Below are 14,793 nucleotides of genomic sequence, written 5' to 3'. Positions count from 1 at the left end.
AAGGCGGCCCTGTCGAGGACGCCCCGCCTCTTGTCGGCGGCGGGGCGCCTGCCTTACAGTCAAACTGAATTGAACTCAGGTTGTTTCACGGCGCTGAGGGAGAGCGGTAGGCAATGGTGCTTCGCGAATACATGGCCAGAATGGACGGCCAGGACCCGGAAAAAGCCCTCGAACTCCTGGAGCCGGACTTCAGGTTCCTCATCGCCCTCCCCGGCGGCCGGCGGACCGGTACGTCCCGTGCGGACTTCGCCGAGTACATCGCGGGGCGCGCCGCGGTGGACCGTACCCACGAGATCACGCGGTACGCGGTCGACGCCGACGTCGAGACGGCGTACGGCTTCGTCGTCGAGCAGGGGGTGACCACAGGTGCGTTCCTGTCGGCGGTGCGGATCTCGCCCACCGGCCTGATGGCGCGCTACCAGTCGTTCTTCACCACCGACTTCGACCTGGTGGACCGGCCGTGACCACCCCCTCCACCTCCGCCGCGCCGTTCCTGACCAACTGGTTCGGCATCCTGGACAGCGACGACGCCGACCGGATCCTCGATCTCATCGCCGACGACTTCTCCTTCTCCATCCTGTTCTCCACCGGAGGCGACGCGGGCACCGACTTCCACGGCGGCCTGGCGGAGATGGAGGGTTACCTCGCCCAGCGAGAGGTGGGCGTCCGTACCCATCACCTGCTCACCGCGTCCGCCGTAGGCCGGGACGAGCTGTACCTCGGAGAGGTGCGCAGGTCGGGCGTACCGGAGGCGACCTTCGTGGCCTCGGCCCGGCTCGACGACGAGGGCCGGGTGCGGCGCCTGCTGATCGGGCGGTCGCCCGCGGTCCTGTTCACCTGACTGACCCGACTCACCTGATGGGGACCGATGTACAACCTCGTACTGCTGGCGGCCCGGCCACCCGAGTGGACCCATGAGCAGTTCATGGACTGGTGGCGCGGCGACCACGCCGAACTCACCCGCAAACTGCCCGGGCTCAGGTCCTGGCGGCACACCGACCTCGACGCGGCCCTCGAACCGCGCTCGGAGGGCTGGGACGGCCTCTCCGTCCTGGGCTTCGACACCGCCGACGACCTGCGCGAGGCGCTGCGGAGCCCGGAGTGGTCGGCGGCCGTCGCCCAGGTGGGTGACATGCGCGGACGCCGGATCGCCGTCATGGGCGGCGAGACGGAGATGTACGCGGGCTGAGCAGGGCCGGCCCGGGGCACGGAGGTACCGGCCCCCGGCCCGCGCCCCCAAAACGATGCTTCACTCCTTCGCGAAGAGGCGAGCAAGCGGATGCGACAGACAGTTCAGGAGTTCTACGACCGGTCCCGGCGGGCCGACTTCACGGCGGTCGTCGACGACCACGGCCGGTACGGTGCCCGTGACCTGCTCCAGCGTGCGGCGGATCTGGCCGAGGCGATGACCCCGGAGGGGGTGTCGGCCGGCACGGTGCTCCTCCAGTCCGACAACTCCTGGCGCACCGTCGCCGCGACCCTCGCCGTCGGACTGACGGGCGGCGTGCTGGCCCTGGTCAACCGGCACACGACGCCGGCCGAGTTCGCCGCCGCGATGGAGGACATCAGGCCGGACGCCGTGATCGCCGAACCGCCCGCGATGGAGGAGTGGGGCGTCGAGCGGGCCGTGCCGGACGCGTGGACCACCGCGGTCCTGGACGGCTGGACGGTACGGGCCGGACTCGGCCCCCGGGATGTCTCCCGCTGGTCGGGTGGCGCCGTCATCGGACTCACCTCCGGCTCCACCGGACGGCCCAAGGGGGTCGTCCAGTCCGAGGAGGCCCTGCGCTACGCGTGCTCCTGCACGATCGACGTCAACGGTCTGCGCGACGGCGACGCGGTGGCCGCCGTGGTCCCGCTCTCCTCGACCGCCGCCTACTGCTTCGGGGTGTGCCTCGCGCTCATGCTGGGCGGACCCCTGGTCCTGACCGGCCACTGGGACCGCGAGGAGGCGCTCGCGCGGATGGCAGGCCATGACGTCCGGTGGACCATGTGCGTACCGACCATGGCCCTCCAGATGGGCTCGGCGGCCGGCGGCTCGAAGGCTCTCGAAGGGGTTCGCTCGATCACCGTCGGCGGCGGCCCCATGGACCGCGGTGCCCTCGCCCGTGCCGAACGCTCTCTGGGAACCAGGATCCTGCGGGTCTTCGGCATGTCCGAGTGCCTCGGACACACCTCGCCGCGACCCGGCGACCCCGAGGAGATCCGCCTCGGCCGTGACGGACGGCCCTTCCCCGGCACCGAACTGCGGGCGGTCGCCACCGACGGCACCGTCCTGGGACCGGGCGCGACCGGCCGTGCCCAGGTCCGCGGCCCGTCCCTCTTCCTCGGCTACGCACGCGACGGCAAGACCGAACCGCCGGCCCTCACCCCGGACGGCTTCTTCCCCACCGGAGACCTCCTGACGACCGACGAGGACGGCACGGTCACCGTCATGGGCCGGGAGAAGGACGTCATCATCCGCGGCGGACGCAACCTCGACATCACCGAGATCGAACGCGCCGTCGCCACCCACCCGGCGGTGGCCCGCGTCTGTGTGACCCCGCTCCCCGACCCTCTCCTCGGCGAACGCGCCGCCGTCCTCCTCGTGCCCGAGGACAGCAGTGCCGAACTCGGCCTGGACGAGCTCCGCGAACATCTCGCCCGCACCGGCCTGTCCAAGGCCAAGTGGCCCGAATTCGCTTTCACCGTCAGCGAGTTGCCCCAGACCACGGTGGGCAAGCTCGACCGGTCGGGAGCCCGTGGGCTCGCCCGCGAACTGCACGCACGGCTCGCCGCACCACAGGACCAGCACCCGCAAGGAGATGCATGACCACCCCCGCCACCCCCACGACCCCCACCCCTCGCTTCGACCGCGGACGGTGGGCGGAAGGCGGACCCGAGACCGTACGACCCGGGGTCCACCGCATTCCGCTTCCGCTGCCGGACGACGGACTTCGGGCCGTCAACGTCTACGCGCTCGAGGGGCTGACGGAGGGGCTGGTCCTGATCGACGGCGGGTGGTCGATCCCCGAGTCCCGCAAGGCGCTTGAGGACGCCCTCGCCCGACTGGGCCACGACCTGGGCGAGATCAGCGACATCCTGGTCACCCACATCCACCGGGACCACTACACCCAGGCCGTCGAACTGCGCAGACTGCTCGGCTCCAGGGTCTACCTCGGCGCGGGCGAGCGGCGCGGCCTCGAACTGCTGGGGGAGCTGCGCTCGGACCAGCCGGCCGGTTCGCTCGAGACCCTGCGCCGGGCCGGGGCCCACGACCTCGCCGAACGGGTCGGGGCGATGGAGCACGGCGGCTTCGACCCCAGCGTGTGGGAGGCGCCGGACCGCTGGCTGCAGGAGGAGGAACTCCGGTTCGGGGACACGCGATTGACGGTCGTTCCGACGCCCGGCCACACCCGGGGCCATGTCGTGTACCTCGATCGGGCGAGGGGACTGCTGTTCTCGGGGGACCATGTCCTGCCGCACATCACCCCGTCCATCGGGTTCGAACTCGGCGGCGGCGCACTGCCGTTGGGTGACTACCTCGACTCGCTGCGCCGGATGACCACCCTCGCCGACGCCCAACTCATGCCCGCGCACGGCCCTGCCGGTGCCGGCGTGCACGCACGGGCCGAGGAACTCCTCGCCCATCACGACGACCGGCTCACCGAAACACTGACCGTGCTCGGCGAGCGAACACGCACCGCGTACGAGGTGGCGGGCGAGTTGGGCTGGACCCGCCGAAAGCTGCCCTTCACCGACCTGAACGACTTCAACCAGATGCTCGCCGTCAACGAAACGGCGGCCCACCTGGACGTACTGGTCGCCCGCACCCAGGCCCGATGCACACCGACCGACGGCGTCAACCAGTACACTGCCGCGGGCTCCTGGCGTCCGGCGTTCGAGGAAGGGGCCCGTTGAGGCCCCCTCCAACGCCCTCCGAACGCTCCCTCAATGCGCGGTCCACCCCCCATCGACATACAACTCGGACCCCGTCACAAAGCTCGCGTCCTCGGACGCGAGAAACGCCACCACCGCGGCCACCTCCTCCGGCGTACCGAGCCGCCCGAGGGGTGTCCCCTCGACCATCGCCGTCAACCGCGGTGTGTCACGCCACAGTTCACGCGACCGAGCCGTCTCGATGAACCCGGGATGCAGCGAGTTCACCCGGACACCACGCTTCGCCCAGTGCAACGCGGCGTTCTTGGACATCACCCGCACAGCGCCCTTGGCCGCGTGGTACGAGAACTGGGACCCGAACCCACCCACCGTGCCGAAGATCGACGCGACGTTGACGATCGAGCCACCGCCGGAGCGCTCGATGGCCTCGCCGCAGTACTTCATGCCGAGCCACACCCCGGTCTGGGTCACACCGAGCACCTGCTCCCAGGACTCCATGGTCTCCGTCTCGACCGTGTGCATCGTCGCGATTCCGGCATTGTTGACCAGCACCGACAGGCCGCCCAGTGCACGGGTCGCCGCCGCGACGACCTCACGCCACGCCGACTCGTCGGAGACGTCCAGGGCCAGTCCCAGAGCGCCGCCCCCGACCTCCTCGGCGAGTTTCCCGCAGCGGTCCGCGTCAAGGTCGGTCACCACGACCGCCGCGCCCTCCGCCGCGAGCCGCCGCACGACGGCGTCCCCGATGCCTCCCGTGGCGCCGGTCACCAGAGCCGTCTTCCCAGCCAGCCTCGATGGCATCGAATCCCCTCATCTCTCCATGATCAGCAGTGGTGTCGCGCGTCCTCAGTCCGCACCCCGAGCCAGGCGAGGGCGCCGCCGTCGATCACGTACGACGCCCCCGTGATGAACGCCGCGTCGTCGGAGGCGAGGAAGCAGGCCAGCTTGGCGACCTCGTCGGGCTGCCCGAGCCGCTTCACCAACTGCGGTGCGGTCAGCTCCCGTTCCATGGCGGCACGGTCCTGGGCGGCGGCGAGGTAGTCCTGGGCGAGTGGGGTGTCGATGACGCCGGGGCAGAAGCAGTTGCAGCGCACCGGGGCCAGGTCGACGGCGGTCACCTTCGTCAGATGGATGACACCGGCCTTGGTGACGCCGTAGGCGGGGGCGTTGGGGAAGCCGGTGAGACCGGACACGGAGGCGGTGTTGACGATGGCGGGCCCCCGCGACGACCGGCGCAGATGAGGTGCGGCGAACTTGGTGGTCAGCCACACCGCCTTGAGGTTGACCTCGTACACGGCGTCCCAGACCTCCTCGGAGAGCGAGTCGACCCCGCGCTCCCGGTCCGACGTGAACGCGGTCTCGATCACCCCCGCGTTGTTGACCAGGACGTCGAGTCCGTCGAAGCACCTCGCCGTACGCGCCACCGACTCCTCGATGCTGCCCCGCAGGCGCAGGTCGCAGACGATCGCCTCGGCCCGCGCCCCCGCACCGCGCACCAGCTCCGCGGTCTCGGCAGCGGTCTCCTCGTTCCGGTCGGCGACAGCCACAGCGGACGCGCCCTGCTGGGCCATCCGCACTGCGATGGCCCGCCCGATGCCCTGCCCCGCGCCGGTGACCAGGACGGTCTTGCCGCTGAGGGAACCCAGCATGAGTCTGCTCCCTGGTTCCTGAACTGAACTAGCTTCATTTTGCCCGAGTCTAGATTTACGAGCAGCGGGCGACAAGACCTCCGACATCACGTCGGCCCTCCGTGTCGGCCCTCTCGTCGGAGTGAAGATTCGGCCGATAACGCAGGGCGGGGTCGCCCGAGGAGGCTTCCGCCCCGTACGTTCTGGTCAGTGATCGTTCCTGCCTGACCTGCCCCACACGCCAACTCCGCGCACTGGGAGCCCTCTTGGCCACCGAAGACATCACCTCGAACACCAAGGACACCACGGACGACGACACCGGGTCCGGCCCACTCTCGCGACGCAGATTCCTTCAGGCCACCGCGGGCGCCACCGCCGGCGCCGCCGCACTCGCCACCGTCGGTACGCCGGTCGCGTACGCAGAGCCCAGTAAGGCGACCATCCTCACCTTCACCGCCGCCACCGGCGGCTCCGCGACCCTCGCCCCCTCCGGTGACCGGCTGGTCGCCGAGATCCAGAACGTGCTGTGGTCCGTGCCGCGCGGCGGAGGAAACGCCGTCGCGCTGACCTCGCCCGGTCTCGAACCCACCCGCCCGCAGTTCTCGCCCGACGGCAGCCGACTCGTCGTATGCGCCTACCGGGGCGGCGGCTTCCACCTCTGGACGCTCCGGCCCGACGGCACCGGGCTCCGGCAGCTCACCGACGGGCCGTGGGACGACCGCGGTCCCGCCTGGTCGCCGGACGGCACCAGGATCGCCTTCGCCTCCGAGCGCGGGGGCGACACCGTGACCGGCGCCCCGTACCGCGTCTGGGTCGTCGACGTGCGCACCGGCGAGCTGACCCGGCTCACCGGGCGGCCGGGGCAGCAGGGTCCCGGGCAGGACACCGCCTGGGAGGACTTCGACCCGACCTGGTCGCCCGACGGCCGGCGGGTGCTGTTCGTGCGCGGGACCGTTCCGGCGCCGGGCACCCTCCGCGCTGCCACCGTCGCGTCCGTCGCCGCCGACGGCTCGGGCGCGGTCACCACGGAGCACACCGACGACTCCGGCGCCCAACTCATGACCCCTGCCGTCTCACCCGGCGGACGCCTCGCCTACCTGCGCACCACGGCCGCCCCCGCCGCCACCTGCACCCTCGTCGTGGACGGCACCCCGGTCGCCGTCGAGGGCGACGTCCTCCCGGCGCCGCCCCGCTGGACGGACGGCGAGCGGCTGCTGCTGAACATCGACGGCCACTTCCGCCTGGTCGACCCGGCCGCGCCGGACGACGGCGAGGAGATCCCGTTCACGGCCGCACTGCCCGTGCACCGGCCCGACTACCGCGTCAAGGCGTACGACTTCGACAGCGCGGGCACCGGTGTCCGACCCGTGCGCGCCCTGCATCTGCCCGCGCTCTCCCCGGACGGCCGGTCCGTGGCCTTCGCCGCGCTGAACGCGCTGTGGACCGTCGGTGTCAAGGGCGGCCGTCCGCCCCGCAAGGTTCTCCAAGTCCCCGCCACACGCTATGTGGTGGCGCCGACCTGGACCTCCGACGGCACAGCGCTGGTGTACGCCGACGACCGTGACGGACTGTTCGCCGTGCGCCGCCGCGACCTCCGCTCCGGCGCGGAGACCGTCCTCGCCGGAGGCGGCCGGGTCTTCCCCGCCCTCTCGCCCGACGGGAGCCGGCTCGCCTGCCTCGACATGTCGGGCAACCTCGTGGTGCGCGACCTGCCGGACGGTGGCGAACGCGTCCTCGCCGCGGCGCTCGGCGCGGGCGGCCTGCCCGGCCGCCCCAGCTGGTCGCCGGACGGCCGGTACGTCGCCCTGTGCGACCGGAACCGGGTCAACCAGCGCTTCCGCGAGGGCTACAACCTCATCCGGGTCGTCGACACCACCACCGGCACCGCCGCCCTGCACGCCCTCGCCCCGCACACCTCGCTCGCCGACCGCTACGACTCCGGCCCCGTCTGGTCCCCGGACGGCCGCTGGATGGCCGTCGTCGCCGAGTCCGCACTGTGGCTGCTGCCCGTCCGCGCCGACGGCACCCCGGACGGCGAGCCCCGCAGGCTCACCACCGAGGCCGCCGACCACCCCTCCTGGTCCGCCGATGCCCGCACCCTCCTCTACCTCTCGGCGGGCACCCTGCGCCTGATCGACATCGCCGACGGCGGCACTCGTACCGTCCGCGTCCCGCTGGACTACCGCAGGCCCCGCCCGGCCGACACGGTCGTGCACGCGGGCCGCTTCTGGGACGGCACCGGGACGGACGTCCGCGAGGACATCGATGTCGTCATCCGCGACGGCCGGATCGCCGAGGTCGCCCCGCACCGCGCGGGCCGCCCGGCCGTGCGCCGGGTCGACGCGAGCAACCGCACCGTCATCCCGGGTCTGTGGGACGCGCACACCCACCCCTGGCAGTCCACCTACGGGGGCCGGCAGACCGCGCTGCAGGTCGCGTACGGCATCACCACGGCCGTCTCGCTCGGCGGCTTCGCCTACGAACAGGCCCGCATCCGGGAGGCCGTCGCCGCCGGCGATCTCGCCGGACCACGACTGCTGTCCACCGGTGAACTGCTCGACGGAACGCGCGTCGCCTACAGCATGGCCCGCGCCCACCGCACCCCCGAGGGCCTGCACCGATCGCTGGCGCGTGCCAAGGCGCTGGAGTGGGACTTCGTGAAGACCTATGTACGAGCCCCCGGCTGGGTGATGAAGGAGGCCGCCGACTTCGCCCGCGAGCGGCTCGGAGTGCGCAGCGGCAGCCATCTGTGCAGTCCCGGCGTCCAGTTGGGCCAGGATCTGACGACCCATCTGCAGGCCACGCAGCGACTGGAGTTCGGGCACGCCACCACCGCCACGGGGCGCGCGTACCAGGACCTGGTCGAGATCTACACCCGTACCGACTTCCACCTCGTCGCGACCCCGTTCACCGCGCTTCCCCTGCTGGGCGCCGACCCGGCGCTCGCGGACGACCAGCGCGTGACGACACTCATGCCGCCGTGGGACACCGCGCTCGTCCGGCAACAGGCCGCACTGCCGCCGACCGAAAACCAACTGGCAACCCTCGACCGGGAGTTGGACATCTACCGTCGGATTCTCGCGGCGGGCGGTCTGGTCGCACTCGGCACGGACCAGCCGCTCGTCCCTGTCGGCCTGCACCTCCACCTCTCCCTGCGCGCACTCCACCGCGCCGGCCTGTCACCGGCGGAGGCACTGCGCACCGCCACCCTGCTGCCCGCACGGGTCTTCGGAGCCGACGCCGACCTGGGCACCCTGGAGGAGGGCAAGCTCGCCGACCTGACCATCGTGGACGGCGACCCGTTCACCGACTTCGCCACCCTGATCCGCACCGTGGCGGTCCTGCGCGGCGGAGTCCCCTTCGAGCAGGCTGACCTGGTCGACGCCTTCGGGCCCACCGCCACGCGCGCCCACGCCCCACAGCTCGCGGCGTCGGCCGAGGACTGGCTGGAGGTCAGCCACCAGATGCGACGGGAAGGCTGCTGCTCTCCCGAGAGCGGAGGCTGACCGCAGGGGATCCGCCGAGATGTGGCGTGGACCTCATGTCGCGTATCGTCGTTTGGTGGCCGATTTCGCACACACGTACCGCATGGGCCGAAATGCGAACAGCTGCGGCACGTATGAGGAGGCGCGGCACCCATGACGGACCCCATCCGGTCGGATTCCACCCGCATCGACGTCCACCAGCACCTGATCCCGCCCGAGCGTGCGCGCGCGATGGCCGGGCGCGCGGCCGGCCTCGGCTGGCCCGCGCCCGCGTGGGACGAGGCGAGCGCGCTCGAGATGATGGACCGCCGGTCCATCGCCACGGGCATGCTGTCCTACGCCGCGCCCCTCGCCGCCCCAGGTGACCTGGACGGCGCCCGCACCGGGGCCCGAAACGTCAACGAGTACACCGCCGAACTGGTCAAGAACCGGCCCGACCGCTTCGGCCTGTTCGCGGTGCTGCCCCTGCCGGACGTGGACGGCGCGCTCGCTGAGGCCGCCCACGCCCTGGACGAGCTGAACGCCGACGGCGTGATGGTCCTGTCCAACGCCCAGGGTCGCTACCTCGGCGATCCGGAGTTCGAACCCCTGTGGGCCGAGCTGGATCGCCGGTCCGCCGTCGTACTCGTCCACCCCACGGCCCCGCCGGGCCCTCCCGACCCGGCGCTGCCGCCCGGCCCACTGGTCGATTTTCCCTACGACACCACGCGGACCGCCCTGCACCTGGTCATGTGCGGGGTGCCGCGCCGCCACCCCCGGATCAGGATGATCCTTCCGCACGCGGGCGGCTTCCTGCCGTACGCCGCCCACCGGCTGGCCCTCGCCGGCCACCTCGTACCCGAGAGCACCCCCGAGGACCTTTTCGCCGATCTGCGCCGCTTCTACTTCGACACCGCCCTCGCCGGCAGCCCGGCGGCGCTGCCCTCGCTGCTGGCCTTCGCGAACCCCGAGCACATCCTCTTCGGCAGCGACTTCCCCATGCTTCCCGAGGAATGGGGCGCCGGCTTCGACAACGGGCTCGACACCTACGCCGGTTGGGACCCCGGTCAGCTGTACGCGGTCAACCGGGGCAACGCCGAGGCGCTCATCCCGCGACTGGCGGCGGCCGGTCGTTCCACGGCTGGGTAGTCTCGGGGCATGCGGATCTCCGTTTCCTCGGACATGGACGAACCCGTGGCGCGCGCCCTCCTCGGGCAACTGCGCGACCGCGGACACGATGTGGTGACGTACGGGGCGCTGAGCCCCGGCGCCGATCCCCAGTGGGCCGCCTGTTCCGAGGCCGCGGCCCGCGAGGTCGCCGCCGGGACCGCGGACCAGGCCGTGGTGTGCTGCTGGACCGGTACGGGCGCGTCGATCGCCGCGAACAAGGTGCCCGGTGTACGCGCGGCCCTGTGCACGGACGCCTACACGGCGGACGGCGCGCGCCGCTGGAACGACGCCAACGTGCTCGCGCTCAGCCTTCGACTGACCTCCGAACCGCTCCTCAAGGAGATCCTCGACGCCTGGTTCGCCGCCGAGGCGAGCGAGGACCCCGAGGACCGGGAGAACGTGGCCCGCGTCGAACGGCTGGACAACGGCAGAAGCGCCGTGTGAGCCACATGGACGACGCGTCGCGGTTGCCATAGGTCGAGAACCCAGCCGCGCCCCGGGCCGCCGCCGACTGGGCGCGAGCCCAAGGGCTGTGCTCGGCTGACAGGCTCCCGCGGCTGGTAGTTTTTCACCATGCGTGAAACGGAGCTGTACCTCGGCCGGCCGCCCCACGTGGCGAACGCCGGCGTCGGCGTGCACGGCGTCGCGAGCCGCACCGACGTCTTCCGGCTTCCCGAGCTGTGGCAGCTGCACCTCTACCAGTACGAGGCCGAGCTCGTCGTCGACGGCACACCGCACATCGTCCGCCCCGGCCGTGTCAGCCTCGTACCGCCCGGCACCACGGTCCGGTTCCGCTACCAGGGCCGCTCCGAGCACCTCTACGCGCACCTGCGCATCCCCGCCGTCGGCCCCTCCCGCACGGTGCCCGTCGTCCAGGACGCAGGCCCCGAACTCCCCACCCTCACCGACCTGTTGCTCTCCGCGATCGCCGCCGTACCGCGCACCCCCGAGCGCACCGGAGCCGAGATCTGGACGGCGCTTTGGCGCATCGCCCACCTCACCCCGGACACCGAACGCCCCGGCCCCGGCCCGCATCCGGCGGTCACCGCCGCCATCGTGTACATCGAGGGGCGCCTGGCCGGCCCGCTCACCGTGCCCGCCGTCGCCCAGGCGGCGGGCGTCTCGCACAACCACCTGACCAGGCTGTTCAAGGCCGCGACCGATGACACGGTGGTGGGCTACATCCGCCGCCGCAGACTCGACCGGGCCCACCACCTGCTGCGCGCCTCGACGCTCTCCATCCCCGCCGTGGCCGCCTCCGTCGGCATCCCCGACCTGCAGGCCTTCAACAAGGCATGCCGCCGCGAACTCGGCGCGTCACCACGCGCCCTCCGGGGAGAGTCAGCCACCACCGCTTCATGAAGTGGTCGAAATTCACTGCTTGACGGCCTTCAGAACCACGAACTTGGCATCGCTGGCGACGAGCCGGCTGTTGCCGAACAGCTTCCGCAGCTTGACGTGGTAGCCGAGATGCCGGTTGCCGATCACCCACAGCTCACCCCCGGGCCGCAGCGCCCTGCGCGCGCCGGTGAACATCCGCCAGGCCGCGGCGTCCGTCGTCGCCTGATGGGTGTGGAACGGCGGATTGTTGAGGACGAGGTCGACACTCCCGTCCGCGATCCCCGCCAGCCCGTCCCCGACCCGGAACTCGGCACGCTCCTCGGGCAGTTCGTTGGTCCGGTACGTCTCCTCCGCCGAGGCCACCGCCTGGAACGACTCGTCGACGAACAGCAGCTCGGCCTCCGGCGCGGCCAGCGCCACCGCCGTACCGACCACACCGTTTCCGCAGCCCAGGTCCACCACCCGGGCGCCTCCCGACGGCTTCGGCAGATGCTGGAGGAAGAAACGGGTCCCGATGTCGAGACGCTCGGCGCAGAAGACACCCGCGTGGTTGACGACCGTGTGCCCGGAGGCCGGGCCGATGCCGTCGGGCAGCGCGTACCGGTGAGGCCAGGGACTGGCACTCCGCTCCGCCGACCGACCGACGGTGACCGTGGAGTGGATGAGCCGTGCCTTCCGCTCCGCGAGAGAGGTCCGGGTCGGGCCGATGATCCGCTCGAACAGCTTCAGCGTCGAGGTGTGGATCTCCTTCACCATGCCGGTGCCCACGACGACGGTGCCCTCGTTCAGCGCGGGTGCCAGCCGCAGCAACTGGTCCTCGAGAAGCGCCAGGCTCTTCGGCACCCGCAGCAGCAGCACGTCGACGGACTCGGGCGGAGCGTCCCGGGTGGTGAGCAGCCGTACGGAATCCTCGTCCACACCGGCCCGCCGCAGGTTCGCCCGGGTCGCCTCCTGGGCCAGGAAGGAATCGGTGATCTGCGTCGGCCGGTGCGCGGCGAGCGCCGTGGTCAGGGCGCCCCAGCGGTCACCGACGATCACGACCGTGCCCGACAGATCGGTGCCGGCCTGCGCGAGATGCGCGAGAAGGTACTCGTCGGAGGCGTCCCACGCCCGCAGCCGCTCACGCGGGTCGGCGGGGAAACGGGTCAGCGTCAGCTCGGACCAGGGAGTCGTCATACGGTCGTTCATCGTGGCCCCACCCTACCGAGCCGCAGCTCACACCCCATCGGGCAGGATGGGAACCATGGACGCCGAGCTGTTCCCCAGGGACCGTACGGAGATCGCGCCGGGCGCGGTGCATGTGCCGGACTGGCTGGACGCGGGGCGTCAGCGCGAGCTGCTGGCCGCCTGCCGCGACTGGGCGCGCCCGCCCGCCGGCCTGCGCACGGTCCGGACGCCCGGCGGCGGCACCATGACCGCCCGCCAGGTGTGTCTCGGCTGGCACTGGTACCCGTACGGCTACGCCCGCACGGTCGCCGACGGCGACGGCGCGCCCGTGAAGCCGTTCCCGGACTGGCTCGGCGAGCTGGGCAGGGAAGCGACCAGGACGGCCGGGTACGAGGGTGACGTCGACTACGACATCGCGTTGATCAACTTCTACGACGCCGACGCCCGCATGGGCATGCACCGCGACAGCGACGAGAAGTCGGACGCGCCCGTGGTGTCCCTGAGCCTCGGCGACACCTGTGTCTTCCGCTTCGGGAACACCGGGACGAGGACCCGCCCGTACAGGGACGTCGAGCTGCGCAGCGGCGACCTGTTCGTGTTCGGGGGCCCGTCCCGGCTCGCCTACCACGGAGTGCCCCGGGTGTACGAGGGCACGGCGCCGCCCGAACTGGGGCTGACCGGCCGGTTGAACGTGACCCTTCGGGTCAGCGGGTTCTGAGTTGAGGGCGCGGTCACCGTTCGTACGGATCATGGGAGACTCGCCCTCATGAGCGGCAAGGCTGAGGTGACGACCTCGACGACCTCAAGGACGCGGTTGGACCGGGGGCGCGGTGCGCTCGGGCCCGCCCTCGAGCTCGTGCACACCGGCCGGGCGCCCACCCGGGCCGTGCTCACCGCCGAGCTGGGGGTCACCCGGGCGACGGCCGGCGCGGTGGCCGCCGAACTGGAGGCGCTCGGGCTGATCACCGTGGACGCCCGGCCCGGCGCGGCCTCCCGATCACAGGGGCGTCCCTCGCACCGGCTCGATGTCGCCGAGGACGGACCGGTCGTCCTGGCCGCCCAGGTGCACGCCGACGGGTTCCGGGCCGCGCTGGTCGGGCTCGGCGGACGGATCGTCGCCACCGCGCCCGGCTGTGAGGCCGTGGACGCCGACCCGGCGAAGGTGCTCGGCTCGGTCGTCGACGCCGGCACCGAACTGCTGCGTGACACCGGACGCCGGTGCGTGGGCGCCGGTCTCGCCGTGCCGTCCGCCGTCGCCGAACCCGAGGGCCTGGCCCTGAACCCCCTGCACCTCGCCTGGCCGGCGGGCTCACCCGTACGGGAGATCTTCGCCGAGCGCGTACGGGCCGCGGGCATCGCGGGACCCGCCTTCGCGGGCAACGACGTCAACCTCGCCGCGCTCGCTGAACACCGGCACGGCGCCGGACGCGGCGCCCGCGACCTGCTGTGCGTGGCCACCGGCCACCGGGGTGTCGGCGGCGCGCTGGTCCTCGACGGGCGCCTGCACACCGGCAGTTCGGGTCTCGCGCTCGAGGTCGGCCACCTCACCGTCAACCCCGAGGGGCGCCCCTGCCACTGCGGCAGCCGGGGCTGTCTGGACGTCGAGGCGGATCCGCTCGCCTTCCTCACGGCGGCGGGCCGCGACCCCGGCCCCGAGGTGTCCCTGCTCCAGCAGGCCAACGACCTGATCCGCGCCCGGCAACCGGACCCGGCGGTCCGCACGGCTGTCGAGACCCTGATCGACCGCCTCGGCCTGGGTTTGGCGGGCCTGGTGAACATCCTCAACCCGGACCGCATCATCCTCGGCGGCCTGCACCGCACCCTCCTCGACGCCGACCCGGGCCGGCTGCGCGCGGTGGTCGCCGAGCGCAGCCTGTGGGGCCGCAGCAGCGGTGGCGTCCCCATCCTGGCCTGCACACTGGACCACAACAGCCTTGTCGGAGCGGCCGAGTTGGCGTGGCAGCCGGTGCTTGACGACCCCCTCGGCGCGCTGACGTAGTCCGACACCCCGGGGAAGCAGCCGCAAAGGGCCCGCGTACTCCCGGGGAGGTACGCGCACTGCCCCCGGCCGTACGACGACCCGGACCCCCACCCCGCGTGAACCTCGAGTCATCACCGAAAAAACCCGATCCGGGAGATGACTC

General features: G+C 72.1%; 14 protein-coding genes. 11 read left to right on the top strand and 3 right to left on the bottom strand.

The annotated features are described in order from the left end of the window. Window positions 1-113: 113 nt before the first annotated feature. The 5 genes from PV396_RS10625 to PV396_RS10605 all read left to right on the top strand — a co-directional run bounded on the left by PV396_RS10625 (window position 114) and on the right by PV396_RS10605 (window position 3,900). The gene (locus PV396_RS10625; RefSeq protein WP_319202931.1) at window positions 114-464 is read left to right on the top strand and encodes a nuclear transport factor 2 family protein; all 351 of its coding nucleotides are present in this window, start codon (window positions 114-116) and stop codon (window positions 462-464) included. After that, entirely contained in the window at window positions 461-841 is a 381-nt protein-coding gene (locus PV396_RS10620; RefSeq protein WP_319202929.1) for a nuclear transport factor 2 family protein, read from the top strand. The genes PV396_RS10625 and PV396_RS10620 overlap by 4 nt, the downstream gene beginning before the upstream one ends. A gap of 27 nt (window positions 842-868) precedes the next feature. Then, window positions 869-1,189 (top strand): EthD family reductase, encoded by a 321-nt coding sequence (locus tag PV396_RS10615; RefSeq protein WP_319202926.1) that lies wholly within the window; start codon window positions 869-871, stop codon window positions 1,187-1,189. A gap of 90 nt (window positions 1,190-1,279) precedes the next feature. After that, complete coding sequence (locus PV396_RS10610; RefSeq protein WP_319202924.1) at window positions 1,280-2,812, top strand: class I adenylate-forming enzyme family protein; 1,533 nt, start codon at window positions 1,280-1,282, stop codon at window positions 2,810-2,812. Then, window positions 2,809-3,900, top strand: coding sequence for an MBL fold metallo-hydrolase (locus tag PV396_RS10605; protein ID WP_319202922.1), 1,092 nt, complete (start codon window positions 2,809-2,811; stop codon window positions 3,898-3,900). Before PV396_RS10610 ends, PV396_RS10605 begins: the two co-directional genes overlap by 4 nt. A gap of 30 nt (window positions 3,901-3,930) precedes the next feature. Here PV396_RS10605 and PV396_RS10600 read toward each other — a convergent pair whose 3' ends face one another. Further along, complete coding sequence (locus PV396_RS10600; RefSeq protein WP_319202920.1) at window positions 3,931-4,680, bottom strand: glucose 1-dehydrogenase; 750 nt, start codon at window positions 4,678-4,680, stop codon at window positions 3,931-3,933. Between the two features lie 23 nt (window positions 4,681-4,703). Further along, window positions 4,704-5,528 carry an SDR family NAD(P)-dependent oxidoreductase gene (locus PV396_RS10595; protein WP_319202918.1) on the bottom strand — a complete coding sequence of 275 codons (825 nt, stop codon included), beginning with the start codon at window positions 5,526-5,528 and terminating at the stop codon, window positions 4,704-4,706. A 260-nt stretch (window positions 5,529-5,788) separates the two neighbouring features. Here PV396_RS10595 and PV396_RS10590 point away from each other — a divergent pair, with 260 nt between their 5' ends. The 4 genes from PV396_RS10590 (at window position 5,789) to PV396_RS10575 (ending at window position 11,503) form a co-directional block, all read left to right on the top strand. Next, window positions 5,789-9,013, top strand: coding sequence for an amidohydrolase family protein (locus tag PV396_RS10590; RefSeq protein WP_319204054.1), 3,225 nt, complete (start codon window positions 5,789-5,791; stop codon window positions 9,011-9,013). Between the two features lie 132 nt (window positions 9,014-9,145). Beyond that, window positions 9,146-10,120 (top strand): amidohydrolase family protein, encoded by a 975-nt coding sequence (locus PV396_RS10585; RefSeq protein WP_319202916.1) that lies wholly within the window; start codon window positions 9,146-9,148, stop codon window positions 10,118-10,120. A gap of 9 nt (window positions 10,121-10,129) precedes the next feature. Beyond that, window positions 10,130-10,585, top strand: coding sequence for an RpiB/LacA/LacB family sugar-phosphate isomerase (locus tag PV396_RS10580; protein ID WP_319202914.1), 456 nt, complete (start codon window positions 10,130-10,132; stop codon window positions 10,583-10,585). A gap of 129 nt (window positions 10,586-10,714) precedes the next feature. Beyond that, window positions 10,715-11,503, top strand: coding sequence for an AraC family transcriptional regulator (locus tag PV396_RS10575; RefSeq protein WP_319202912.1), 789 nt, complete (start codon window positions 10,715-10,717; stop codon window positions 11,501-11,503). 12 nt (window positions 11,504-11,515) lie between these two features. Here the strand turns inward: PV396_RS10575 and PV396_RS10570 are convergent, their stop codons facing one another. Then, window positions 11,516-12,670: a methyltransferase gene (locus tag PV396_RS10570; RefSeq protein WP_319202909.1), complete on the bottom strand. Its 1,155-nt coding sequence runs from the start codon at window positions 12,668-12,670 to the stop codon at window positions 11,516-11,518. 55 nt (window positions 12,671-12,725) lie between these two features. Here PV396_RS10570 and PV396_RS10565 point away from each other — a divergent pair, with 55 nt between their 5' ends. Both PV396_RS10565 and PV396_RS10560 read left to right on the top strand, forming a co-directional pair. Beyond that, entirely contained in the window at window positions 12,726-13,367 is a 642-nt protein-coding gene (locus PV396_RS10565; protein ID WP_319202907.1) for an alpha-ketoglutarate-dependent dioxygenase AlkB, read from the top strand. A 48-nt stretch (window positions 13,368-13,415) separates the two neighbouring features. Further along, window positions 13,416-14,648: an ROK family protein gene (locus PV396_RS10560; protein ID WP_319202905.1), complete on the top strand. Its 1,233-nt coding sequence runs from the start codon at window positions 13,416-13,418 to the stop codon at window positions 14,646-14,648. Window positions 14,649-14,793: the final 145 nt, after the last annotated feature.

Source organism: Streptomyces sp. ME02-8801-2C, from assembly GCF_033793965.1.
In the GTDB taxonomy this organism is placed as follows: domain Bacteria; phylum Actinomycetota; class Actinomycetes; order Streptomycetales; family Streptomycetaceae; genus Streptomyces.
This window is presented reverse-complemented; position numbering and strand designations above follow the sequence as displayed.

Excerpts from the sequence above, each read along its gene's own strand:
- PV396_RS10625 (WP_319202931.1), top strand. The coding sequence starts at position 114 with ATGGTGCTTCGCGAATACATGGCCAGAATGGACGGCCAGGACCCGGAA.
- PV396_RS10615 (WP_319202926.1), top strand. The coding sequence starts at position 869 with ATGTACAACCTCGTACTGCTGGCGGCCCGGCCACCCGAGTGGACCCAT.
- PV396_RS10610 (WP_319202924.1), top strand. The coding sequence starts at position 1,280 with ATGCGACAGACAGTTCAGGAGTTCTACGACCGGTCCCGGCGGGCCGAC.
- PV396_RS10605 (WP_319202922.1), top strand. The coding sequence starts at position 2,809 with ATGACCACCCCCGCCACCCCCACGACCCCCACCCCTCGCTTCGACCGC.
- PV396_RS10600 (WP_319202920.1), bottom strand. The coding sequence starts at position 4,680 with ATGCCATCGAGGCTGGCTGGGAAGACGGCTCTGGTGACCGGCGCCACG.
- PV396_RS10595 (WP_319202918.1), bottom strand. The coding sequence starts at position 5,528 with ATGCTGGGTTCCCTCAGCGGCAAGACCGTCCTGGTCACCGGCGCGGGG.
- PV396_RS10585 (WP_319202916.1), top strand. The coding sequence starts at position 9,146 with ATGACGGACCCCATCCGGTCGGATTCCACCCGCATCGACGTCCACCAG.
- PV396_RS10580 (WP_319202914.1), top strand. The coding sequence starts at position 10,130 with ATGCGGATCTCCGTTTCCTCGGACATGGACGAACCCGTGGCGCGCGCC.
- PV396_RS10575 (WP_319202912.1), top strand. The coding sequence starts at position 10,715 with ATGCGTGAAACGGAGCTGTACCTCGGCCGGCCGCCCCACGTGGCGAAC.
- PV396_RS10570 (WP_319202909.1), bottom strand. The coding sequence starts at position 12,670 with ATGAACGACCGTATGACGACTCCCTGGTCCGAGCTGACGCTGACCCGT.
- PV396_RS10565 (WP_319202907.1), top strand. The coding sequence starts at position 12,726 with ATGGACGCCGAGCTGTTCCCCAGGGACCGTACGGAGATCGCGCCGGGC.
- PV396_RS10560 (WP_319202905.1), top strand. The coding sequence starts at position 13,416 with ATGAGCGGCAAGGCTGAGGTGACGACCTCGACGACCTCAAGGACGCGG.